The following is a 21,660-nucleotide window of genomic DNA, read 5'->3' as shown; positions in this document are numbered from 1 at the left end:
CCGCCCGTCCGGCGCGTAAGGGTGGAAATGATGCCGCGTGACAGGGTGGACGACAACGGGCCGTTCGATTTCATCATCGTCGGTGCCGGCACGGCCGGTTGTCTGCTCGCCAACCGCCTCAGCCGCAATCCCGCCCGGCGGGTTCTGCTGATCGAGGCAGGAAAGAAAGACACCTATCCCTGGATCCATATACCGGTCGGCTATCTCTACTGCATCGGCAATCCGCGCACCGACTGGCTCTACCAGACCGAAGCCGAACCGGGGCTGAACGGGCGGCGGCTGCGCTACCCGCGCGGCAAGACGCTGGGCGGCTGCTCCTCGATAAACGGCATGATCTACATGCGCGGGCAGGCTCGCGACTATGACGGCTGGGCCACCGAAACGGGAGAGGAAGCATGGAACTGGGCCAATTGCCTGCCGGACTTCAAGGCGCACGAGGACCACTACCGCCTGGACGACGGCACGGATCCGGCCACCGGGGACAACAGCCGCTTTTCGGACCTGCACGGCCATGGCGGCGAATGGCGCATCGAGAAGCAGCGGCTGAAATGGGACATCCTTGAATCCTTCGCCGAGGCGGCGGTGCAGGCCGGCGTTCCGCGTTCGAGCGATTTCAACACCGGCGACAACGAGGGGGTCGGCTATTTCGAGGTGAACCAGCGCGCCGGCTGGCGCTGGAATACGTCGAAGGCCTTCCTGCGTCCGGCACGCGAGCGCGCCAATCTTACCGTATGGACTCAGGCGCAGGTCGAGCGGCTTCTCTTCGCGACCGGTCCGGATGGCCGCCTGCGCTGCAGCGGCGTGCGGCTGCAGCGCGGCGGGGAGGTGGTCGAAGTCGCAGCCCGGCGTGAAGTGATCCTTTCCGCCGGAGCCATCGGCTCGCCCCAGATCCTGCAGCTTTCCGGTCTCGGTCCCGCACCGCTCCTGAAGGCGAACGGCATCGAGGTCGTGCATGAACTGGCCGGTGTCGGCGAGAACCTGCAGGACCACCTGCAGATCCGCGCCGTGTTCAAGATCAACGGCGCGCGCACCCTCAACACCCTTGCTGGAAACCTGTTCGGCAAGGCGCGCATCGGCCTCGAATACGTGCTCCGGCGCAGCGGGCCGATGAGCATGGCGCCCTCGCAGCTGGGCGCCTTCACGCGTTCCGATCCCGCTCGGAGCCACGCCAATCTCGAATACCACGTCCAGCCGCTCAGCCTGGAAGCCTTCGGCGAGCCTTTGCACGCCTTCCCGGCCTTTACCGCCAGCGTATGCAATCTCAATCCCACCAGCCGCGGGAGCGTGCGCATCCGCTCCAACCGGGCCGGCGATGCGCCGGCCATCGCGCCCAACTATCTGAGTACGGAGCAGGACCGCCAGGTCGCCGCCGAGAGCCTGCGGCAGGTGCGCACCATCGTCGGCCAGCCGGCGCTTGCCCGCTACCAGCCGGTGGAGTGGAAGCCCGGGCTGCAGTTCCAGAGCGACGAGGAACTCGCGAGGCTCGCCGGAGATATCGCCAGCACCATCTTCCATCCCGTCGGCACGACGAAGATGGGCCGTGCGGACGATGCCATGGCCGTGGTCGATCCTCATCTGCGGGTGCGTGGCGTGAAGGGGCTGCGCGTGGTCGATGCCGGCGTGATGCCCGCCATCACCAGCGGCAACACCAATTCGCCGACCCTGATGATCGCCGAAAAGGCCGCTGCCTGGATCGCGCAGGGCCTCTGAGAGCCGTTCCGGCCCAGGGACGGAATGCCGGGATCAAAGCGCCGGCTCGTGCGTTGTCCTCCAAACCTTCGGGAGGCGATCATGAGCAATGAGAAAAAGCCGGCGGGACCGGACTTCGCGCGCGGCGTTTCCGCTGCCGCTGTCAAGGAGGGAGCGATGCTGCTGGGCCGTGTCGGCGACAAGCCGGTGCTGCTCGCGCGCAGCGGCGACAAGCTCTACGCCATCGGCGCCGAATGCACCCATTATCATGGGCCTCTCGCCGAGGGGTTGCTGGCCGAAGGCAAGGTTCATTGCCCATGGCACCATGCCTGCTTCGACCTGAAGACCGGCGAGGCCCTGGCCGCACCCGCCATTGATCCCGTCGCCTGCTGGCTGGTGGAGGAGAAGGACGGCAAGGCCTTCGTTCGGCGTGAGAAGGACGACGCGACCGCGAGGCCGCATCCCTCGTCCAAGGCCCGTCGCGTGGTGATCGTCGGCGGTGGCGCAGCTGGTTTTGCCGCGGCGGAATTGCTGCGTCGCGAGGGTTTCGATGGAGACGTCACGCTGCTGAGCGCGGATCGGGATCCGCCCTATGACAGGCCGAACTGTTCCAAGGACTATCTCGTAGGACAGGCGCCGAAAGACTGGATGCCGCTTCGCGCCGCCGCCTTCTACCAGCAGGCGAAGATCGATCTCAGGCTGAAGACGGAAGTGGCGGGCTTCGATCCCCATTCCCGCACGGTGGTGCTCGCCGAGGGCGGCACGCTCTCATACGACATCCTGATCCTCGCAACGGGCGCGGAACCGCAGCGTCCGCCCATCGAAGGGCTCGAAGGTGCCGATGTCCATACGTTGCGGAGCCTGGCGGATGCCGAGTCGATCATCGCCGCCGCAGGCAAGGCGCGGCGGGTCGCGATCGTGGGCGCGAGCTTCATCGGCCTCGAAGTCGCCGCGTCGCTGAAGCAGCGGGGCCTCGACGTCCATGTGGTGGCGCCCGATTCGGTACCTCTCGAAAGGGTGATGGGCCGGGAGATCGGCGGATGGGTACGGGATGTGCACGAGAAGAAGGGCGTGGTCTTCCATCTTGGCCGGAAGGTGAACGGGTTTGCCGATCGGACGCTGCAGATGGACAGGGGCAATCTCGCCGATGTCGACTTCGTCGTGCTCGGGGTCGGCGTCAAGCCGCGTACGAAGCTGGCGGAGGCGGCGGGGCTCGAGGTCGACAACGGCGTGGTTACCGATGATCACCTGAAGACCTCGGCGGACGGGGTCTACGCAGCTGGCGACATCGCCCGTTACCCTGACCCGGCCACCGGCGAACCGATCCGGGTGGAACACTGGGTGCATGCCGAGCGCCAGGGCCAGTATCTCGCCCGGCTGATCATGGGCGAGGAGAGGCCCTTCGATGATCCGCCTTATTTCTGGTCGAGCCACTACGACAAGACCATCAGCTATACCGGCCACGCCAAGGGCACCGATCCGCACAAGGTCACGGGCTCGGTCGAGAAGGAGGATGCGGCCGTGCGCTTCCAGGAGGAGGGGCGTCTGCTCGCGATGGCAACGATCGGCCGCGACCTCGACAACCTCAAGGCCGAGCAGGCGCTGGAGCATGGCGGGCAGGACGCCCATGGGCGGCGGTAGGCGCGCAACGTCGGACGGCGCAAGCGAGGCTTGCGACCGGTCCGCCGGGTGGGCCCTCACGCACGGGCCTTCATCTCCTCCAGCAGCTTGCGGATCTCGGGCCGGCAGGAACCGCAATTTGTGCCGGCCTTGAGCGCCTTGCCGATGGCCTCGACGCTGTCGGCTCCCGCCCTTGCCGCTTCCTCTATCTGGCTCTGGTGCACACCGAAGCAGGCGCAGATCTGGCGGCTCGTGCCGCCGCAGGCCGATGGGGCGCGACCGGCGAGGATGAAGCGCCGCGTAGCCCCATCGATAGGGTCCTTGGCCAGCAGCTCCGTTGCCCAGGCGAGGCCCGTCTCGTCCGCCGAGGGGCCGGTGGAGAGCAGGATCTCCAGGCGGTTCCTCACCAGGGAGGCGGAACGGTAGAGATCCGAGGCGGGATTGCGCTGGTTGAGAGGGCTGGTCCACAGGTTCAGCCAGTTGGAGAGGAGATCGTGCAGTGCATCCGGCGCCCTGGGACTGGCGAAGCTCACCACCTCGCCGCCCGTCACCGTCATGCGGGCGTGGCTGAGCCAGGTCGGCATGGGCAGCCGCTGACGGGAGACGATGAAGCCCTGCGCCCGGATCGCCCAGGGACGGATGGCCACCGGCACGGCCTTGGAGTCGGGCTGGCCGGAAACGGGATCCGTGAGCGCGTGGACGAGCGAGCCGACTCGGGCGCGCGCGGCGGTGGCGTCGGTCCAGTGGATCGGCGCAAACAGGCTTCCGCGCTGCTGCGTGTCGGTGACGACCACGCGCAGCTCCACCTGGCCATGCGGGCTGCTGATGGCGGCATGTCCCCCGTCGGTGAGTCCGTACAGGGCCGCGTCCTCAGGGTGGACTTCGACGAAGGGCGCGTTCCTGTGCCGCGCGAGGCGCGGACTGAGCCCGGTCCGGGTCATGGTGTGCCATTGGTCGCGGACGCGGCCGGTATTGAGAAGGAGCGGGTATTCGGCGCTGCGCTCCGCCTTGAGTGCGGGGAGGGCGAGGCTGACGAAGCGGGCCTTGCCGTCGGCATGGACGAAGCCGCCCTCGGCAAAAAGGCGCTTCACACCTGTCTTCAAACCCTTCGGCAGAGGCCATTGCACCGGCTCGAGCGCGTCATAGGCCTCGTCGCTGAGATCGGCTAGTCCTCCGATGTCGAACAGGCGCCCGCCGAAGTTCTCGAAGGCGGAGAGAGCGGCATGCTCGCGGAAGATCTCGGCAGGGGAGGCATAGGCAAACGCCGCCCCATGGCCCAGGCGCCTCGCCACCTCGCAGATCTGCCACCAGTCGGGCCTTGACTCGCCGGGCGCTGCCACGAAGGGGCGCTGGCGTGAGATCCGGCGCTCGGAATTGGTCACCGTCCCGTTCTTCTCGCCCCAGGCGGCTGCCGGCAGCACCACCGTAGCGGCCTCGATGAGGCTGTCGGCATGTGCATTGACCTCGGAGACGGCGAGGAAATCCAGCTTGCGCAGCGCGGCGCGGGCGGCGTCCGCGCGCGGCAGGCTGGCCGCCGGATTGGTGCACAGCACCCAGAGCGCCTTGATTTCACCCCGCTCGATGGCCTCGAACATGGCCACTGCTTTCCTGCCCTCGCCCTGCGCCATGCGGGGCGCCTGCCAGAAGCGGCCGACGCGGTCGATTTCGGCCGGCGAGAAACCCATGTGGGCCGCAAGCTGGTTCGCCAGGCCGCCGACCTCACGCCCGCCCATGGCGTTGGGCTGACCCGTAAGTGAAAACGGGCCGGCGCCGGGTTTGCCGACACGGCCTGCGGCGAGGTGGGCGTTGAGGATGGCATTGACCTTGTCGGTACCCTGGGCCGACTGGTTGACGCCCTGGCTGAAGCAGGTGACCGTCTTCGGCGTTGCTAGCCACCAGTCGAGGAAGGTCGCCAGATCGGTTTCGTCGAGCCCGCAGCGCGCGGCGGTGACCGCCCGATCCGGGGCGATATCCCGCGCATTCGCGAGCGCCTCGTCGAAGCCGGTGGTGTTGCGTCCGACATAGTCGTGGTCGAGCTCCTTTCGCTCGGCGATTTCGACGAGGAGGCGAGCGAAGAGCACGCTGTCCATGCCGGGGGCGATCGGCAGGTGCAGGTCCGCGCTGTCGGCCGTGACGGTCCGCCGCGGATCGATCGTGACGATGCGCGTGCCGTGCTTCGCCTTTGCCTGCTCGATGCGCTGCCAGAGCACGGGATGGCACCAGGCGGTGTTGGAGCCGACGAGCACGACGAGATCGGCTTCCTCCAGGTCCTCATAGCAGTTGGGCACGATATCGGCGCCGAAGGCCCGTCGATGCCCGGCGACGGTGGAGGCCATGCACAGGCGCGAATTGGTGTCGACATTGGCCGAGCCGATGAACCCCTTCATCAGCTTGTTGGCGACATAATAGTCCTCCGTCAGCAACTGGCCGGAGAGATAGAAGGCCACCGCCTCCGGGCCATGCATGTCGACGGTGTCGCGAATGCCCTTGGCCACTGCGTCGAGCGCCCGGTTCCAGGTGGTGCGGACGCCGTGGATGGCTGGATGAAGGATGCGGTGGCCGGTGCCGAGGGTCTCCCCCAATGCCGCCCCCTTGACGCAGAGCCGCCCGAGATTGGCGGGATGCTCGGGATCGCCCGCGATGCCCGCGCCGCCGAGACCGTCGGGCGTGGCGATCACCCCGCAGCCGACGCCGCAATAGGCGCAGGTGGTCCTGGTGGGAATGGGGAGCGGCGCGGCCTTCGTGAGATCCGGGGCGGGTGCGGTCATGTTCATGCGAAGACGCTCCTGAAGCGTGCTGCCGAGTCGTAACGAGGCATTCCCTCGTCCGGCTTCATGGAGAGGCGGGGCATCCCACGCCTCAATAGACGTCCGCCTGGTAGCGACCCGCCTTCTTGAGCGCGTTCACGAAACCTGCCGCCTCTTCCGTCGAGCGCGCACCCCATTGCGCCACGATGTCGACCAGCGCCCGCTCGACATCCCGTGCCATGCGCTTGGCATCGCCGCAGATGTAGAAATGCGCACCCTGGGCGAGCCATTGCCAAAGGTCCATGCCGACCTCGCGCATGCGGTCCTGCACGTAGAACTTGCCTTCGGCGTCGCGTGACCAGGCGAGGGAGAGACGCGTGAGCAGGCCACTCTCTCGCATGGCTGCGAATTCGTCCTCGTAGAAGAAGTCGTGGTCGCGGTGCTGGTGGCCGAAGAACAGCCAGTTACGACCTCCCTGGCCGCACGCGGCTCGCTCCTGCAGGAAGGCGCGGAAGGGCGCGACGCCCGTCCCTGGGCCGACCATGATCACCGGCGTGTCGCCGCTCTCGGGCAGCCGAAAGCCATGGGCCTTCTGCACATAGACCTTCAGCGCCTCCCCCTTCGCGATACGCTCGCCGAGGAAGGTGGAGGCGACACCGATGCGCTCTCGCGAACCGACGCGGTAGCGCACGCCGTCGACCGTGAGGGAGATGCGGCCTGGGCTAGCCTTGTGGGAGGAAGAAATAGAGTAGAGCCTGGGCTGCAGCGGGTCCAGCGCCTCCACGAAGGCTTCCGCGCCGGGGCGGACGCTGGGAAATTTGTAGAGCGCCGCGAGCACATCGAGGGTTGCAGCATCGCCGTCCGGGTCTTCGCCATTGGCGAGCGCCCGGGCCTTCCGGCGCTGGTCGCCGACCGTGAGATAGGAAAAGAGCTGGAAGAGGCTGTCCGGCGGCGTGCCGAGCGAAACGTCCTCGATCAGGACATCGCGAAGGCTCCTGCCGAGGATGGAAGTCTCCGGTCGCGCGCCGAGCACGGCGATGATCTGGTCGGCGAGGCCAGGCGTGTTCCGCGGGAAGACACCGAAACTATCGCCCGCGACATAATCGAGCCCGCTTTCGCTGAGGTCGAATTCGACGTGCCAGGTGGTCTTGGCCGACCTGGCACCGTTCAGGCGGCGTCGCGATAGGAAACGGGCGGAAACCGGATTGTCCCTCGAACGCCCTGCCTCTCCGGCAGGAGAGGCGTGAACGCTCGCCCCGGTCTCGCCGGCCGGCAGCGTGGCGCCTTGCGGGGCGGCCGCATCCTGCCCGATCTCGGCGGACAGCTGCTTGAGCATGCGGGCGGTTTCCTTGCCGCCCGGCGCGCACAGGGTCAGACGCTCCTCCTTGCCGAGGAACAGGGCGTTGGCGTAGTCGGCGCAGTTGTAGCCGCATTGGCCGCAATCCTGCTGCGCCATGGCCGCCATCAGGCGCGGGGCGAGCGGCCGGTCCCTGGCCATGGACATGCGCTCGTCCAGCGCCACGCCCGGATCATGCCAGGGCGCCTCGTCATTGTCGGCGAGGACCGCGGCGGGCTTGTCCGGGGCGGACGGCGTGACAGGTCCCGGCTCGGCGGGGGTCGCACCGCCTTCCGCCGCCAGGATGGCGCCGAAAAAACCGTCGAGCCAGGCGCGCTGTTCCGCGCTGAAGGGGGCATTCTCGGGTATGAGCGAGCGTTGAGGCGGGATGGCGACCATGTTCATGCGCTGACGAGCTCCATCTTCTCGGCCAGTGTCCTGAGATCTTCGGGTTCATGCCGGCTGGTGAACGCCTGGAAGCTTTCCTCCGGCCCGCTGCGGTGGGTCAGGTAGCTGCGCAGCAGGCCCTCGACCTTGCCGCGGCAATCTTCCGCAATGACGTCGCACCACAGCTCTCGGCCGATCCGGGCCTGGTCGCCGAAGCCTCCGCCCACCACGATCGTGTATCCCTCGGCCTGGTCTCCGTCCTCACCCAGCGCGACCTTCGCGCCGATCAGCCCGATGTCGCCGATATAGTGCTGGGCGCAGGAATGATGGCAGCCGGTGAGATGCACGTTCACCGGAACATCCAGCGTGAGGCGCGCATCGACGTGCTCGGCGATCTCCAGGGCATGCTCCTTGGTGTGGGAAGCGGCAAACTTGCAGCCGGTGGCGCCGGTGCAGGCGACGAGGCCGGCGCGCAGCGAGGTTGCCTTCCAGTCGAGTCCGAGCGCCTCGATAGCGGCCTTCGCAGCATCGATCCGGCCATCCGGCACACCGGAGATAAGCAGGTTCTGCCATACGGTCAGACGAATATCGCCATCGCCCATATCGCGTGCGATCGCTGCAAGGCCCCGCATCTGGACACAATCCATCCGCCCGACCGGCAGGGTCACGCCGATCCAGTTCAGCCCATCCTGTCGCTGGGGATGGACCCCCACATGGGCGGAACGGTCGAAGGGTGCGCGCGGGTCGACACTCTCCTCCGGCAGGCGGGTCAGCTCTCGGCCGAGCTTATCTTCGACGGCAGCGAGATAGGCATCGAAGCCGATGGCATCGAGAATATACTTCATACGGGCCTTGGCGCGGTTGGTGCGGTCACCCTTGTCGATGAAGACGCGGACGATGGCATCCGCCACGGCGCAGCACTCATCCGGCCGGCAGAATACGCCGGTCGGCCGGGCGAGGTCGCGGTGGCCCGTGATGCCGCCCAGGATCAGGCGATACCAGGTCTCGCCCGCGACGCGCACGGCCTGGAAGCCGATGTCGTTGGTCTCCTCCAGCGTGGCGATGCGACCGCCGCCGTCGAAGGCGACATTGAACTTGCGCGGCAGGCCGTAGAGCGAGCGGTCGTTGAGGATGTGGTAGTGCCATTCACGCGCCAGGGGCCGGGTGTCGGCGATCTCCTGCGGGTCGATCCCCGCGGTGGCGGAGCCGGTGACATTCCGGATATTATCGGCGCCCGAACCGCGGGAGCAAAGCCCCAGCTCCTGGATCGCCTCGACGACTGCCGGCGCGTTTTCGGGCTGCACCTCGCGGATCTGCAGGTTGGCCCGGGTGGTGACATGGGCATAGCCACCGCCGAGGCGCGCGGCCACATCGGCCATGCCGGCGAACTGCCAGTGGTTGAGGATGCCGTTGGGTATGCGCAGGCGCACCATGTAGCTCGATTGCGCCGGCGCTACGTAGAAGAGGCCGAAATAGCGCCAGCGGAAATTGTCCTCCGGCTTGGGGAAGGCGCCCTCCCTGGCCTGTGCCTTCAGGCGCGGCCAGGCATCGAAGGGATGCTCGGCGCGCTTCCACTTCTCCTGGTCGATCAGCTTCCTGCCGGCTGCCGTGGTGGCGTCCTGGGCGGAGAAATGCGCAGCGTCCGGGCCCATCGGTACCGGCGCGGCCTGGGGTACGGGCGTGGTCCGCCCGCCGCGAATGGCCTGCATGCCGGAAACGAAACCCTCCAGGTAGCGCTTCTGGTCGGAATTGAAGTCGCTGCTCATCAGGCGGCCTCCTTTCGTGTCTGGGGGGCGACCGCCTCGCAGAAGGCACGGCCGAAGATCAGGCTTTCGCGAATGGCGGCGATGTCCGCCCCGCTGCGGATGAGGTCGCGGTACCAGATGGCATCGTCCGCCTCGCCCACCAGCGCCGCGCCCACAAGGCGCGATCCGCGTACCACCAGGCGTTTGCACAGACCGACGCCCCGATCCTCCAGGATGATCTCGTCCGTGCCCTCCTCGCCGAGAAAATCGCCGGCCGAGAAGACGGGAATGCCCGAAACCTTGAGATTGGTGGAGAGTGCGGTGCCCTCATAGGCCGCCGCGTCATCTCCGCCGAGGTGCCGGGCCAGCATATGGGCCTGCTCATAGGCCGGCTGCACCAGGCCGTAGACCACGTCGCGGTGCTCGGCGCATTCCCCGATGGCATGGATGAACGGGACCACGGTCGTGAGGTGGTCGTCGACGAGAATGCCGCGCTTCGCCGGCAGGTCGGCCGACTTGGCAAGCTCGATCGCCGGGCGGACGCCCACCGCAACCACGACGAGATCGATGGGCAGGCTCGAACCGTCTGCAAAGGCAAGGGCCTCGGCCCGGGCACCGCCGGCGATTTCGGCCGTCTGGGCATTGAGGAGCACGCGAATGCCCTTCATTTCGATAGCTCGCCGCAGGAACGCGGCGCTGCGGCGGTCGAGCTGGCGCTCCATCAGCCGGTCCATCACATGGACGAGCGTCACCTCGGCGCCTCCCTTGGCGAGGCCGTAGGCCGCCTCGATGCCGAGCAGTCCGCCGCCGATCACCGCGACACGCTGGCGACGGCAGGCCGCGTCCTGCAGGGCGGGCAGGTCGGCGAGGTCGCGAAAGGTCATCACGCCGGGCAGGCCGATGCCGGGAATGGGCAGTCGGAACGGCGTCGAGCCCGTTGCGAGTACGGCCCTGTCGAAAAAGAGCGGCGTACCACCCTCGAACGTGGCCTTGCGGGCCGCGAGGTCGAGCCCCGCGATGCGCCTGCCGGTGATCAGCGTTATGCCGCGGGCCGCATACCAGGCGGCGTCGCGCAGCCTCAACTCGGCCTCGCCGATGTCCCCGGCGAGCAAAGCGGAGAGCAGCACGCGGTTGTAGCCGGCCTGGGACTCCGCGCCCACCACGGTGATCTCGAAGCGGCCGGCGGCATTTGCGAGGATCTCCTCGCATAACCGCACGCTGGCCATGCCGTTGCCGATGATCAGCAGCCTTTCGGTGCGGGAAGGGGACGAGCCTCTCACGCGATCGTCTCCTTGCCATGGGCCTGCTCGATCATCACCCCGGCGAGCAGGCCGTAAGCCGAAGTCCAGGCCTGCCGGGTCTCGGCGGTGAATTCGTCGCCGAGACCCTGCTGCAAGGTCCACACCAGCGCTTCGCCGACAGGGGCGTAGTGTGCGGCGCGGACGCCGTAGCCGACATGGCGGCTGGCCAGCGCCTTCACCGCGGGGAGGATCGCATCGAGGTTGCGAAGGCCGGCGACCACCATGCCGAGCGCCGCCATCAGCTTGCGCCGCTGCTCGGTGAGGTCGGCCGGGAACATCGGCCGCACCTGCGGCGCGATCTCGAAGAGCCGCTCGTAGAACAGCCCTGCTGCGGTGTCCGCGATCGGCGCGACCTTGGCGAAGGAGGTCTGGACCAGATCGATCTCACGGGGAGTCATGAGCGTGCTCCTGCGATTCCGTATGGGACTAGATCCGGGCGGCGGCGATGCCGTTCTCCGCCGTCCAGGTGGTGCGCCAGCGGCGCTTCACGCTGGTGAGGGCGGCGAGGGCGAGGGCCGCGAGCGTGGCGAAGATCAGGAAGCCGGCCTGGTAGCTGCCCGTGATCTGCTTGGAGAAGCCGAGGCTGGATGCGAGGTAGAAGCCGCCCACGCCGCCGGTCATGCCGACGAGACCGGTCATGACGCCGATCTCCGCGCGGAAGCGCTGCGGCACGAGTTGGAAGACCGCGCCATTGCCCATGCCGAGTGCCAGCATTGCGACGACCAGGATGGAAAGGCCGAGCCAGAGCTGGCCGAAACCGAAGCTGGCGAGGATGAGGGCCACGACCGCCACGGCGTAGAGGGCGGTCAGCATGCGGATGCCCCCGAAGCGGTCGGAGAGCGCGCCGCCCACGGGCCGGACGAGCGAGCCGGCGAGGACGCATGCCGCCGTGCAATAGCCGGCGGTGACCGGATCGAGACCGTATTGGGAGTTGAAATAGAAGCCGAGCGAGGAGGCGAGGCCCGAGAAGCCGCCGAAGGTGACGGCATAGTAGAACATGAACCACCAGGCATCGGGCTGGCGCAGCACCTGCGCATATTCGGCCAGCGACTTGGCGGCAGGCTGGTTCGGACTGTCCTTGGCGCAGGCGAGATAGACGGCGAGGGCCAGCATCAGGGGAATGGCCGCCAGGCCGATCACGTTGTTCCAGCCGAAGGCGGCGGCGAGCGCGGGAGCGAACAGCGCGGCGAATACGGTTCCGGAATTGCCCGCACCCGCGATGCCGAGCGCGACCCCCTGGTATTGCGGAGGGTACCAGCGTGAGGCGAGCGGCAGCGCCACCGCGAAGGAAGCGCCGGCAACCCCGAGGATCAGGCCGAGGAAGAGCACCTGGCCGTAGGAATGGATGCCGAAATACCAGAAGGCCAGCAATCCGGCGATGACGACGATCTGGGCGAGGATGCCCGTGAGGCGCGGGCGCAGGCGATCGACCAAGAGGCCGTTCACGACGCGGAGGAAGGCGCCGGCCAGTACGGGCAACGCCACCATCAGCCCCTTCTGGGCAGGATCCAGGTGGAGATCGTTGGCGATCTGCACGGCCAGGGGGCCAAGCAGGATCCAGACCATGAAACTCATGTCGAAATAAAAGAAGGCTGCCAGAAGTGTCGGCCAATGCCCGGCCTTGAGAAAGTCCCGCGTCTTCATCGTTCCGCTCCGCATGGTGATGGCGAAAACAAAAAGCCGCCGATCGATCCCAGCCCGGAGGCACTGCCAAGACGGCAAGCGGGATCGATCGGCGGCGCTGCCGTTTTGCGTCCTGCGATGGACGCTAGGCCCGAGGGCCTTGAATTTTGAGAATGACCACCTGGCGGGCCCTCATTGGCCCTTGCAGTCTCGAGGGGGGACTATGCAATGCCCTCACCTTGCATGAGGATGAAGCCAGGTACATTTTTGAGCAAGTCTAAATATTGTGCGACGCAACACCAGAATGCCGATATTTTCGGCGTGGCGTGGATTTAAGCGTGCGGAGGGGGTGTCGTCTCCTGCTGGAAGGACCGGACATAGGTCTCCACCTCGTCCGGATCGAACAGTCTGCCATCGAAGAAGCCATCCGGGCCGAGGATCATGGTGCCATTGCGCGAGGCGACCGGGGTCGCCGTCTTCAACGCGCCTTCGACCTTGGCGCTGGCGCGAGGCAGATCGATACCCGTATCGGCCAGCGCGGCGCGATAGAGATCTGGCCTGTAGACCTGCCGGGCCCTGGCGGCAAGCTCCGGCGTGTACTCCGCCTGGCCCCAGCGCACCATCTGCGAATAGAACCACAATGCGTGGCTCTGCCACGGAAAGTTGGCGGCATGGTCGTGGAAGACCAGGAAATCCGCGATATCGGCCGCGGGTTCGTCCTGGCGGCGGGAGAGCCGTCCGCCGAGCGCCCTGGTGATGGTCTCCGCGGGGACGCCGAGAAAGGCCGGCTCCGCCAGAAGGCGGGCGAGTTCCTCGCGGTTGCCGGGATCGCCGGCCCACTGCGCGGCCTTGTAGAGCGCACGCAGAAGGGCGGCGAGCGGACCCGGCGAGTGCTCGGCGAAGTCCGCGCGAAATCCCAGGACCTTTTCCGGTCCCTGCCGCCAGAGAGCGGATTTGGTGACGGCGATCACACCCGCGCCGGCGTCCACGGCCAGGGAGTTCCAAGGCTCGCCCACGCAGAAGCCGTCGATCTGGCGCTCCAGCATGGCATCCACCATGAAGGGGGGCGGCAGCACGATCAGGCGGACGTCGCGGTCGGGATCGATGCCCGCCGCCGCGAGCCAGTAGCGCAGTTCGTAGTTGTGTCCCGAGAAGGGATGCACCACCGCCAGCGTGAGCGCCGACCGGCCCGCCCTGCGCAGCCTCTCCACCACACGGGCCAGGGCTTGGCCCATCGCCGCCGGATCCGCGGACAGCGTCGCGCCTTCCGATGCCATGGCGTCGAAGACCACGGGCGAGAGGGTGATGGCATTGCCGCCGAGGCCCAGCGACAGGGGTGCTATCATCGGCACCTCGACATGGCCTATGCCCAGGGTGGATGCGATCGGCATCGGGCCGAGCATGTGCGCAGCGTCGAAATGGCCGAGCATGACGCGGTCGCGGATGTTGGCCCATGAAGTCTCGCGCGCCAGGGTGAGGGAAAGCCCCTCGGCGGCGGTGAAGCCCTTTTCCCGCGCGACGACCAGCGGCGCGGCATCGACGAGCGGAATGAAGCCGAGCGTCAGTTCGGCCTTGTCGCCGGCCTGGTCTTCGCCGCTTCGTACCCTCACATCCATCGCACCACTCCTAACCCAGCAGCTTGGCGGCGGTGACGAGGCTGCGCGCCACCTCGGCCACGCGGCGGCTCTCGTTCATCGCCGTCTTGCGCAGGAGGGCGTAGGCCTCCTCCTCGCCGATACCGCGGCTCTTCATCAAAATGCCCTTCGCCTTGTCGATGACCTTGCGGTCCTCCAAGGCCTGCCTCGTGCGGTCGAGTTCCTCGCGCAGCCGGTGGAAAGCATTGAAGCGGCTGATCGCCATGTCGAGGATCGGCTTCACACGTTCCTTGCGCAGGCCGTTGACGACATAGGCCGAGACGCCGGCGTCGATCGCGGCTTCCGTCGCGGCCTTGTCCGACTGGTCGACGAACATCACCACGGGCCGGTGCACGCTGCGCGAGACCTGGAACATCTGCTCCAGCACGTCGCGATTCGGGTTCTCCAGGTCTATGAAGATCACGTCGGGATCCGCGTCGACGATCTGCCGCAGCAGCTGGCGCATCTCGCTGATGACGGTAACCTTCTCATGCCCCGCCTCGCGCAGGCCTTCCTCGATCACGGATGCCCTGACCGCATTGTCGTCGATCAACAGGACGTGGAGAGGCGCGTCGGTCATGGTGCGAGTTTCAGGCAGGTGCCGTGGGGAGGCAAGGCAGGAAATTAGGCAGCGGCAATGATGGGGGACGTTGACGCAATGCACGTTTGTGCATATTCACGCATAAACACGCAGTCTTGGAGGCAGTCATGGAAAGCAGCATCAAGGCCGTCGTCTTCGATCTCGGCGGTGTGCTGATCGATTGGAATCCGCTTTATCTCTATCGCCAGCTCATTCCTGACGAGGTGGAAGCGCAACGTTTCCTCGCCGATATATGCACGCCGGAATGGAACCGGCAGATGGACGCCGGCCGGCCCTTCGCCGAGGCCGTCAGCGAGTTGTCAGGCCTTTATCCCCATCATGAAGCGCTCATCTCGGCCTTTCATACCCGCTGGCCGGACATGCTGGGCGGTGTGATCGAGGGCACCGTCGCGATTCTGGACCAGTTGCATCGGGAAGGGGTGGCCCTGCACGCCATTTCGAACTGGTCGGCCGAGACCTTTCCGATTGCACGGGAGCGCTACCCCTTCCTCGCGCATTTCGGCGTGCTGATCGTCTCGGGCGAGCGCAAGCTTGCCAAGCCGGATCCTGCCATCTTCGAACTCTTCCTCGCAGAATCCGGACTGGAGGCGAATGCATGCGTGTTCATAGACGACAATGCCGACAACATCGCCACTGCGGCCGCGCTCGGCTTCAGGGCCGTCCACTTCCACGACCCGTCCAGCCTTGCAGCCAGGCTGCGGGAGTTCGGCCTGCTCCGCCACGATCTCCCATAGTCCGAATACCGCCGAGAAAGGCGCCAAGGCACCGCCTTCCCCGGCCCGAGAGGGCTCGCACACGCACAAATTGTGTCCGACGTGGTGTCACCCCTGAATAACGGCGACGGGTTCATGGTACCATCAAATGATGAACTGCGCGGGGGGCGCGGTTTCCATGCCATCTCCGGTTGGGTCACACCAGTGCTCGGATGGTGCCGCGGCTGCTGCTGCGCGGGCATCCTTGCCGTCATGCCGCCGCCATGCCAGCGGACATGGCTTCCTTCACCACGCCATCCTGCGATGGGGTAGCGGGCTCGCCCAACCGCCCCTGCCGACGCCATGCCGCCCGCGTGGCTGCAGTTCGAGGCGGCGCCTCGGCCAGGTCCGGCGAGGCGGCCGGGGGAAGAGGTACCGGGAGGTCTCCTCATGGAACAGGAGCTGACATATCGGCTTGGCGAATCCGTCTTCAATCTCAGCCGGGGCACCCTGCATCGCGGCGGCGAGCTGGTGTTGCCACGCCCCAAGACCTTCGAGCTGCTGGCCTATCTCGCCCGAAATCCCGGGCGCGTGGTCGGGAAGGGGGAGTTGCTGGACGCGGTCTGGCCGTCCACGACCGTGACCGAGGATTCGCTGACGCAATGCATACGGGATGCCCGCAAATGCATCGGCGATGAGCGGCAGGCCGTCATCCGCACGATGCCGCGCCGCGGCTACATGTTCCAGCCGCCTCCCGGCACGTCTTCGAGCCAGTCGCTCCGCCCGGCTCCCTCGGGGCGGGAAAGCCGGTTGGCCGAGCCCTGTGTCGCCGTCCTTCCCTTTCCCTCCTTCGGCGTGAACGAGGTGCTGCGGCCGGTCATCGAGGGCGTGGCGGAGGAGATCACGGTCGTCCTCTCCTATTTCAGAACCTTGTCCGTCCTCGCCCGCTACTCCACGCTCGCCCTGGCCGGCACGCAGCCCGAGCGGATGCAGGCCGCGCTGCAGGAGGCAGAGGTCGACTTCGTCGTGGAAGGCCGCATCGAGAACCGTGATCCGCCGTTCAACGTGGTAATCACCCTCTCCGACACCCAGTCCGCGCGGCGGCTCTGGACGCAGGGATTCCACTTCGAACCCGATGCGGCCCTCGATTCCCATACGCTGACGGCGAGGCGCATCGCCACAGCCCTTGTCTTCAACATCGAGAGCGCCGCGATGATCCGTGCGCTGCCGGCGCATGACGGCAGCGCCCATGCCCATCTCATGCAGGCGATGTGGCTGCTCAGGAGCGAGGGCGAGGGCGGCAACGGGCAGGCGAGGGCGCATCTGCGGGCGGCGATCGTCCTCGATCCTCATTTGGGCCTCGCTCATTCCTTCCTTGCCTGGACCCTTGCGGTGGAGAACGATTACGGTCGGGCATCGCCGGATCTTCTGGACCACGCCCTCGACAGCGCGCTGAGGGGCGTGTCGTTGAGTCCCTTCGAGGCTCGGTGCCATCGCATTCTCGGCGTCATCCTGATGTTCCGGCGTGATTTCCTGGCGGCTGAGACCCACTATCGCCGGGCGCTGGAGCTCAATCCGTACGATGCCGATACGATTGCCCAGATGGGCTGGCTGCAGACCATTCGGGGCCACGCCGAAGAAGGCCTGGAGCTGCTCGATTCGGCGATCCGCATCAATCCGATTCAGCCGCCCTGGTATCAGTTCGGTCGTGGCGGCGCCTTGTTCATGCTGGGCCGCTACGCGGAAGCCGCACGGACCTATTCCGGCACACCCTTGAAGGATGTCTACCGCTGGGCGCTGCTTTCAAGCTGCCTTGCCTCGCGGAGCGACCATTCGCAGACAGAGGCCTGCGCCGGGCAGGCGGGAGAGCTTCAGGCGGACCTGACCATCGAGATGATCCGGGACGCCTTCATCCTGCAGCACGAGATCGATCGCGACTGCATGCGGCGTGGCCTGCAGCTGGCGGATTGGAGCGCGGACAGCGCCTGAATCCGAGAGGAGCCAAGGCTGCCACGCAGGAGGCGTGGGGGCTGTCCAGGAGTGCGACGATGGCAGACGAACTCCCCCCGCATTCCGATGAGACCGTCCTGGATCTCGCGCGTGGAACGCTCCATCGTGGCGGGCGCCTGGTGATGCTCCGCCCGAAGACCCTCGAAATCCTGGCCTTTCTTGCCTGCCGTCCCGGGCGAGTGGTCAGCAAGGAGGAATTGCTGAAAGCGGTCTGGCCTCGTCTGGCCGTGACCGGGAATTCCCTGACGCAGGGCATCCGCGATGCCCGCAGGAGCCTGGCAGACGAGAGCGCCGCAATCATTCGCACGGTCCCGCGACGGGGCTATCTGTTCCATTTTCCCGAGAGGGGGTTTCGCCTGGTACGGGACGAGCCCGCGAGGCCTCCCGCCTGCCCGTCCGTCCGCCACGAACCGACGGTGGCCGTCCTCCCTTTCCGTCTCGCGGCTGACGTCGAGGAGAGGCGAGGCGTGTTCGACGAAACCGCGGCAGATATCGTCGCGGCGCTGCGCCGTTTCGAAACGTTCGTCGTGTTGGAGACCACCACCGCCTCCGCCCTGGCCTCGACGCCACCTCCGGGCATGCAGCCCGCCCTGGCCCAGGCAGGCGTCGACTATCTGGTGGAAGGCGCGGTCGAGCGTGCACGGGATCTCTACGCCGTCGTCGTCACCCTTTCGGACGTGCGGTCCGGACGGCGCCTGTGGGCACAGGGTTTTTCCCTTCCGGCGATGGAGATCCTGGACTTCCGCGAAAGCGCCGCCATGCAGCTCGCTTCCGTCCTGGCGTTCAACGTGGAGAGCGACATGGCCGGACGAGGCCCGCCGGAAGACAGCCGCGGGCAAGCCCTTGCCCTGACCATGCGCGGCATGATGCTGATACGCAGCTTCGGCGAGGACGGTTATGGGCAGGCGCGTGAATTTCTTGCCGGCGCCGTGGCGCTCGATCCCGCTTCCGGTCTGGCACTGTCCTATCTGGCGCTCACCGAGGCAGTTCGTCGAGGCAGCTATGGAACGAGGCCCTCGGATTGCCTGGACCGGGCATTGGAGATGGCCCAGGAAGCAGCGACCCTCAGTCCCGCCCAGGCCCGTTGCCACCGTGTCCTGGCGATCATTCTCCTGCTGCGCCGCGAATTTCGTCTCGCCGAAGCATGCTACCGCCAGGCGCTGGAGCTCAATCCCTACGATGCCGATACCATCGCACAGATGGGCTGGCTGGCTGCCATGCGCGGCGATCCCGCCTCCGGGCTGGAGCTGGTCGACCGGGCGATAAGGTCCAATCCGGTCCATCCGCCCTGGTACTATCTCGATCGCGGGGTGATCCTGCTGCTTCTCGGCCGCCATGACGAGGCTGCGGAGGTCTTCGAACGCATGCCTCCCCGAGATGTGAACCGCTGGGCCTTGCTCTCCCTTTGCCATGCGCTGCGGCACGACCTGCCCGCCGCCGCCGCCAGTCTTCGCCGGGCTCGCGAGCTGGAACCGGACCTTACGACCGACATGATCCGGCACGTGATCGTGCTCGAGCGCGAGGTGGATGACAGGTGGTTGCGCGCCGTGCTGGAGAGAGCGGGCTGGGCCGGTCCGCTTCCGCCTTAGAACGGGATGCGGTGCCGGAATCCGGTTCCCTTCCGGCGGTCTTCACCCCGCTGGGGCGGGACCTGTCGCCTCCCGCGGTTGGCCGGCGATGGCGAGGTAGACGATGGCGGCCAGGACCATCGCCCCGCCGAGCACGGCGGTCGGTGTGAGGGTTTCGCCCAGAAACAGCACGGCGCCGGTTGCGCCGAAGACACTCTCCCCGCTCACCATGACCGCGGCATGGCTCGCGGGGGTGAAGCGCTGGGCGACAGTCTGGATGCTGAAGGCGATCGCCGTGGAGAAGATCCCCAGCACGGCCAGTTCGGGCGCGGCGGCCCACATGCCGTCCAGCGACAGGTTGCCACGGATGGCGCCGAGAGGGAGCGCGATCGCGGCGCACAGGAGAAACTGGGCGATGGCTGCCGGGACCGCTCCTCCATGATCCTTCATGTGCCGCCCGAGCTCGACCATCCAGAGCGCGTAGCACACCGCGGACAAAAGGGCCGCGACATCTCCGGAATTGACGGCGCCGGAGATGCCGCCCGACAGCAACAGGATCCCCATCAGTGTCAGGCTGGCGGCGAAGGCGACCACGATGCCCGGCCTTTCGCCCATCATCAGCCAGGCGGCGACCGGCGTCATCACGGTGCAGGTGTTGACGAGGAAGCTGGCATTCGTCACCGAGGTCGACAGGTACGCCGCCTGCTGCAGCACCATGGAGATGGAAAACAGCCCGCTCAACCTCGCCAGGGAGATCCCGTAGCCGGGGCCGAAGCGTTCCTTCCGTTCCATCGGGAGAAGGGGCAGCACCAGGAGGCCACCGATCAGGCAGCGCATGCCGACGGCGCTCAGGGGATCGAGATGTTCGAGCACCGTCTTCTGGGCGACGTTGCCGAAGCCCCACAGAGCCGCCGCGAACAGAAGCAGGCAATTCGCCAGGATTCTCGACATCGGCTCTCCCTGGCGGGTGAGCCCGCCCCGTGGTCCACACATGGCTCACCCTGCAGCAGATCTCGTGTCGTCGATGGGGTGGGCTGTGCAGCGCGACAGCGTGCCGATGCAATCCGGCGGGCCGGGTTTCCGCCTGGCACCTGCGGCGGCACGCTGTCTCCAGGCCAGACGGCCTGGCGCGAGGCCATCCGCCTGGAAGCGGCCAGAACCGGCAGATCCCGGCCGCAACTCAGCCATCAGGCAAAGTGATGGTGGCAGAGGCGGCAGGGGGAGTCCGGAGATGCTTCTGAAATAGTTCTGAAACTTGAATGAAAAGAGGAATTCGGCGCGTCGCGGCTCAGCGCCAGCCCGAGGTTCGGCCGACGGCCGACCGGAAGCGCGAGAGCCAGGCCTCGCGAGGCACGTCCCGGGGCTGGTAGATCTGTCCGCGGGCATCCTGAGGAGAGGCGATCTGCCGGCCTATGCCGAGGGCCGCGAGCTGGGCCGCGCCGAAGGCGGTAATCTCGTCGAGGTTCGAGACCGCGATGCCGCGGCCCGACGAATCGGCGAGGAACTGGCAGAAATAGGCGCTGCGTGACACGCCGCCGTCGATCGAGATGGTGGTCCCGATCGGCACCTCCTGGTTCATGGCTCCGAGAATGCCGCACGTCAGCAATGCGATGCCTTCCAGGAGCGCCTGCCGCATGTCCGCAAGATCCGAGGCGGGGGTCAGCCCGATGAGGACGGGAGCGGCGCTGCGGTCCCAGTAGGGGCAGGCGAGACCGGAGAAGGCCGGTACGAAGACGAGGCCGCGCTCGATGGCCGGCGGGCGCTCGAAGGCCGAGAAATCCCCGATGTCCCGCGCAACGCCCGCCTTCAGGGCCCATTCGAGGCTGGAGCCGACATCGTAGACCCCACCGTCGAGAGCATAGGCGGTCTCCTCGCCGATGCGCCAGGCGACGGTCGGCAACAAGCCACCCGCAAGGGACGGGGCGTCGGGCACTCCGGCCGTTACCGCCAGGCAAAAGGCGCCGGTACCGAAGGTGATCTTGAGGTCGCCGGGGCGGCGGCAGCCATGGCCGTAGAGCGCTGCCTGCTGGTCCACGATGGAAGCGGTGATCGGCCCAGCGGAGCTTGCTCCGAACGATCCGACGCTTGGCCTGATCGGCGGCAGGCAGGCCAAGGGCACGCCGAATAGGGCGCAGAGCTCCACGTCCCAGGTCCCGGTCTTCAGGTTCATCAGAGACGTGCGGGAAGCTGTCGCGGTGTCCGTGGCCGCCTTGCCCGTCAGGCGCTGCAGGAAGAAGGCATCGGTGGTGCCGAGCCGCAGACGCCCCTCGGCGAGGGCCAGTGCCACGGCTGGAACATGGTCGATGAGCCAGCGGAACTTGCTCGCCGAGAAATAGGGATCCAGCGGCAGGCCCGCCCGCTCCAGCACCAGCGGTGCCTTGTCCGCCGCCTGCAGCGCCTCGATCGCATCCGACGTGCGGTTGTCCTGCCAGACGATGATCGGAGAGAGCGGCTTGCCGCTGACGGCATCCCAGGCAAGGCAGCTCTCGCCCTGGTTGGAAAGGCCAACGGCATCAGCCTGCCCGGCTGCCTCCAGGCAGGCGGCGACATTGGCCAGCAGCTCCTCGGGATCGTGCTCGACCCATCCGGCCTGCGGATAATGCTGCTCGTGACGGATGGCCTTCGCGATGGCAATGGAACCGTCCTGCTCGACTACCAGAGCTCGGGTCGAGGTGGTTCCCTGATCGATCGAAACGATACGTGTCAT

Annotated in this window: 15 protein-coding genes; 5 read left to right on the top strand and 10 right to left on the bottom strand. The window is 67.0% G+C overall.

From position 1 onward, the window contains the following. The first annotated feature begins 27 nt into the window (after window positions 1-27). The gene (locus AC6H34_RS09895) at window positions 28-1,710 is read left to right on the top strand and encodes a GMC family oxidoreductase (protein ID WP_497538698.1); all 1,683 of its coding nucleotides are present in this window, start codon (window positions 28-30) and stop codon (window positions 1,708-1,710) included. 81 nt (window positions 1,711-1,791) lie between these two features. Continuing rightward, the gene (locus AC6H34_RS09890; RefSeq protein ID WP_497538697.1) at window positions 1,792-3,330 is read left to right on the top strand and encodes an FAD-dependent oxidoreductase; all 1,539 of its coding nucleotides are present in this window, start codon (window positions 1,792-1,794) and stop codon (window positions 3,328-3,330) included. Between the two features lie 56 nt (window positions 3,331-3,386). Here the strand turns inward: AC6H34_RS09890 and AC6H34_RS09885 are convergent, their stop codons facing one another. The 8 genes from AC6H34_RS09885 to AC6H34_RS09850 form a co-directional block, all read right to left on the bottom strand. Beyond that, window positions 3,387-6,083 carry a nitrate reductase gene (locus AC6H34_RS09885; RefSeq protein WP_497538696.1) on the bottom strand — a complete coding sequence of 899 codons (2,697 nt, stop codon included), beginning with the start codon at window positions 6,081-6,083 and terminating at the stop codon, window positions 3,387-3,389. An 85-nt stretch (window positions 6,084-6,168) separates the two neighbouring features. After that, window positions 6,169-7,797, bottom strand: a complete 1,629-nt coding sequence (locus AC6H34_RS09880; protein WP_497538695.1) for a sulfite reductase subunit alpha — start codon at window positions 7,795-7,797, stop codon at window positions 6,169-6,171. Then, window positions 7,794-9,545, bottom strand: a complete 1,752-nt coding sequence (locus AC6H34_RS09875; protein ID WP_497538694.1) for a NirA family protein — start codon at window positions 9,543-9,545, stop codon at window positions 7,794-7,796. Before AC6H34_RS09875 ends, AC6H34_RS09880 begins: the two co-directional genes overlap by 4 nt. Beyond that, window positions 9,545-10,804 (bottom strand): NAD(P)/FAD-dependent oxidoreductase, encoded by a 1,260-nt coding sequence (locus AC6H34_RS09870; protein WP_497538693.1) that lies wholly within the window; start codon window positions 10,802-10,804, stop codon window positions 9,545-9,547. The genes AC6H34_RS09875 and AC6H34_RS09870 overlap by 1 nt, the downstream gene beginning before the upstream one ends. Then, a complete protein-coding gene (locus AC6H34_RS09865) occupies window positions 10,801-11,223 on the bottom strand; it encodes a globin family protein (RefSeq protein WP_497538692.1) in 423 nt (140 codons plus the stop codon). The genes AC6H34_RS09870 and AC6H34_RS09865 overlap by 4 nt, the downstream gene beginning before the upstream one ends. A 28-nt stretch (window positions 11,224-11,251) precedes the next feature. After that, on the bottom strand, window positions 11,252-12,469 hold the full coding sequence (locus AC6H34_RS09860; RefSeq protein ID WP_448150208.1) for a nitrate/nitrite transporter: 1,218 nt from the start codon (window positions 12,467-12,469) through the stop codon (window positions 11,252-11,254). A 311-nt stretch (window positions 12,470-12,780) separates the two neighbouring features. Then, entirely contained in the window at window positions 12,781-14,064 is a 1,284-nt protein-coding gene (locus tag AC6H34_RS09855) for a CmpA/NrtA family ABC transporter substrate-binding protein (RefSeq protein ID WP_497538691.1), read from the bottom strand. A 10-nt stretch (window positions 14,065-14,074) separates the two neighbouring features. After that, window positions 14,075-14,662, bottom strand: a complete 588-nt coding sequence (locus AC6H34_RS09850; protein ID WP_497538690.1) for an ANTAR domain-containing response regulator — start codon at window positions 14,660-14,662, stop codon at window positions 14,075-14,077. A 128-nt stretch (window positions 14,663-14,790) separates the two neighbouring features. Between AC6H34_RS09850 and AC6H34_RS09845 the strand changes: the two genes are divergently transcribed. From AC6H34_RS09845 to AC6H34_RS09835, 3 genes are all read left to right on the top strand, one after another. Continuing rightward, a complete protein-coding gene (locus AC6H34_RS09845) occupies window positions 14,791-15,417 on the top strand; it encodes an HAD family hydrolase (protein WP_448150211.1) in 627 nt (208 codons plus the stop codon). Window positions 15,418-15,825: 408 nt separating this feature from the next. Further along, complete coding sequence (locus tag AC6H34_RS09840) at window positions 15,826-17,364, top strand: winged helix-turn-helix domain-containing tetratricopeptide repeat protein (RefSeq protein WP_497538689.1); 1,539 nt, start codon at window positions 15,826-15,828, stop codon at window positions 17,362-17,364. 59 nt (window positions 17,365-17,423) lie between these two features. Further along, complete coding sequence (locus AC6H34_RS09835) at window positions 17,424-18,974, top strand: winged helix-turn-helix domain-containing protein (protein ID WP_497538688.1); 1,551 nt, start codon at window positions 17,424-17,426, stop codon at window positions 18,972-18,974. Window positions 18,975-19,016: 42 nt separating this feature from the next. On the opposite strand, the gene AC6H34_RS09830 is transcribed toward AC6H34_RS09835, so the two are convergent. Then, window positions 19,017-19,904, bottom strand: a complete 888-nt coding sequence (locus AC6H34_RS09830; RefSeq protein ID WP_497538687.1) for a DMT family transporter — start codon at window positions 19,902-19,904, stop codon at window positions 19,017-19,019. Between the two features lie 337 nt (window positions 19,905-20,241). Next, window positions 20,242-21,660, bottom strand: a complete 1,419-nt coding sequence (locus tag AC6H34_RS09825) for an FGGY family carbohydrate kinase (RefSeq protein WP_497538686.1) — start codon at window positions 21,658-21,660, stop codon at window positions 20,242-20,244.

Source organism: Labrys sp. ALF-8 (genome assembly GCF_059699065.1).
This window is presented reverse-complemented; position numbering and strand designations above follow the sequence as displayed.

Excerpts from the sequence above, each read along its gene's own strand:
- AC6H34_RS09895 (WP_497538698.1), top strand. The coding sequence starts at position 28 with ATGATGCCGCGTGACAGGGTGGACGACAACGGGCCGTTCGATTTCATC.
- AC6H34_RS09890 (WP_497538697.1), top strand. The coding sequence starts at position 1,792 with ATGAGCAATGAGAAAAAGCCGGCGGGACCGGACTTCGCGCGCGGCGTT.
- AC6H34_RS09885 (WP_497538696.1), bottom strand. The coding sequence starts at position 6,083 with ATGAACATGACCGCACCCGCCCCGGATCTCACGAAGGCCGCGCCGCTC.
- AC6H34_RS09880 (WP_497538695.1), bottom strand. The coding sequence starts at position 7,797 with ATGAACATGGTCGCCATCCCGCCTCAACGCTCGCTCATACCCGAGAAT.
- AC6H34_RS09875 (WP_497538694.1), bottom strand. The coding sequence starts at position 9,545 with ATGAGCAGCGACTTCAATTCCGACCAGAAGCGCTACCTGGAGGGTTTC.
- AC6H34_RS09865 (WP_497538692.1), bottom strand. The coding sequence starts at position 11,223 with ATGACTCCCCGTGAGATCGATCTGGTCCAGACCTCCTTCGCCAAGGTC.
- AC6H34_RS09860 (WP_448150208.1), bottom strand. The coding sequence starts at position 12,469 with ATGAAGACGCGGGACTTTCTCAAGGCCGGGCATTGGCCGACACTTCTG.
- AC6H34_RS09855 (WP_497538691.1), bottom strand. The coding sequence starts at position 14,064 with ATGGATGTGAGGGTACGAAGCGGCGAAGACCAGGCCGGCGACAAGGCC.
- AC6H34_RS09850 (WP_497538690.1), bottom strand. The coding sequence starts at position 14,662 with ATGACCGACGCGCCTCTCCACGTCCTGTTGATCGACGACAATGCGGTC.
- AC6H34_RS09845 (WP_448150211.1), top strand. The coding sequence starts at position 14,791 with ATGGAAAGCAGCATCAAGGCCGTCGTCTTCGATCTCGGCGGTGTGCTG.
- AC6H34_RS09840 (WP_497538689.1), top strand. The coding sequence starts at position 15,826 with ATGGAACAGGAGCTGACATATCGGCTTGGCGAATCCGTCTTCAATCTC.
- AC6H34_RS09835 (WP_497538688.1), top strand. The coding sequence starts at position 17,424 with ATGGCAGACGAACTCCCCCCGCATTCCGATGAGACCGTCCTGGATCTC.
- AC6H34_RS09830 (WP_497538687.1), bottom strand. The coding sequence starts at position 19,904 with ATGTCGAGAATCCTGGCGAATTGCCTGCTTCTGTTCGCGGCGGCTCTG.
- AC6H34_RS09825 (WP_497538686.1), bottom strand. The coding sequence starts at position 21,660 with ATGACACGTATCGTTTCGATCGATCAGGGAACCACCTCGACCCGAGCT.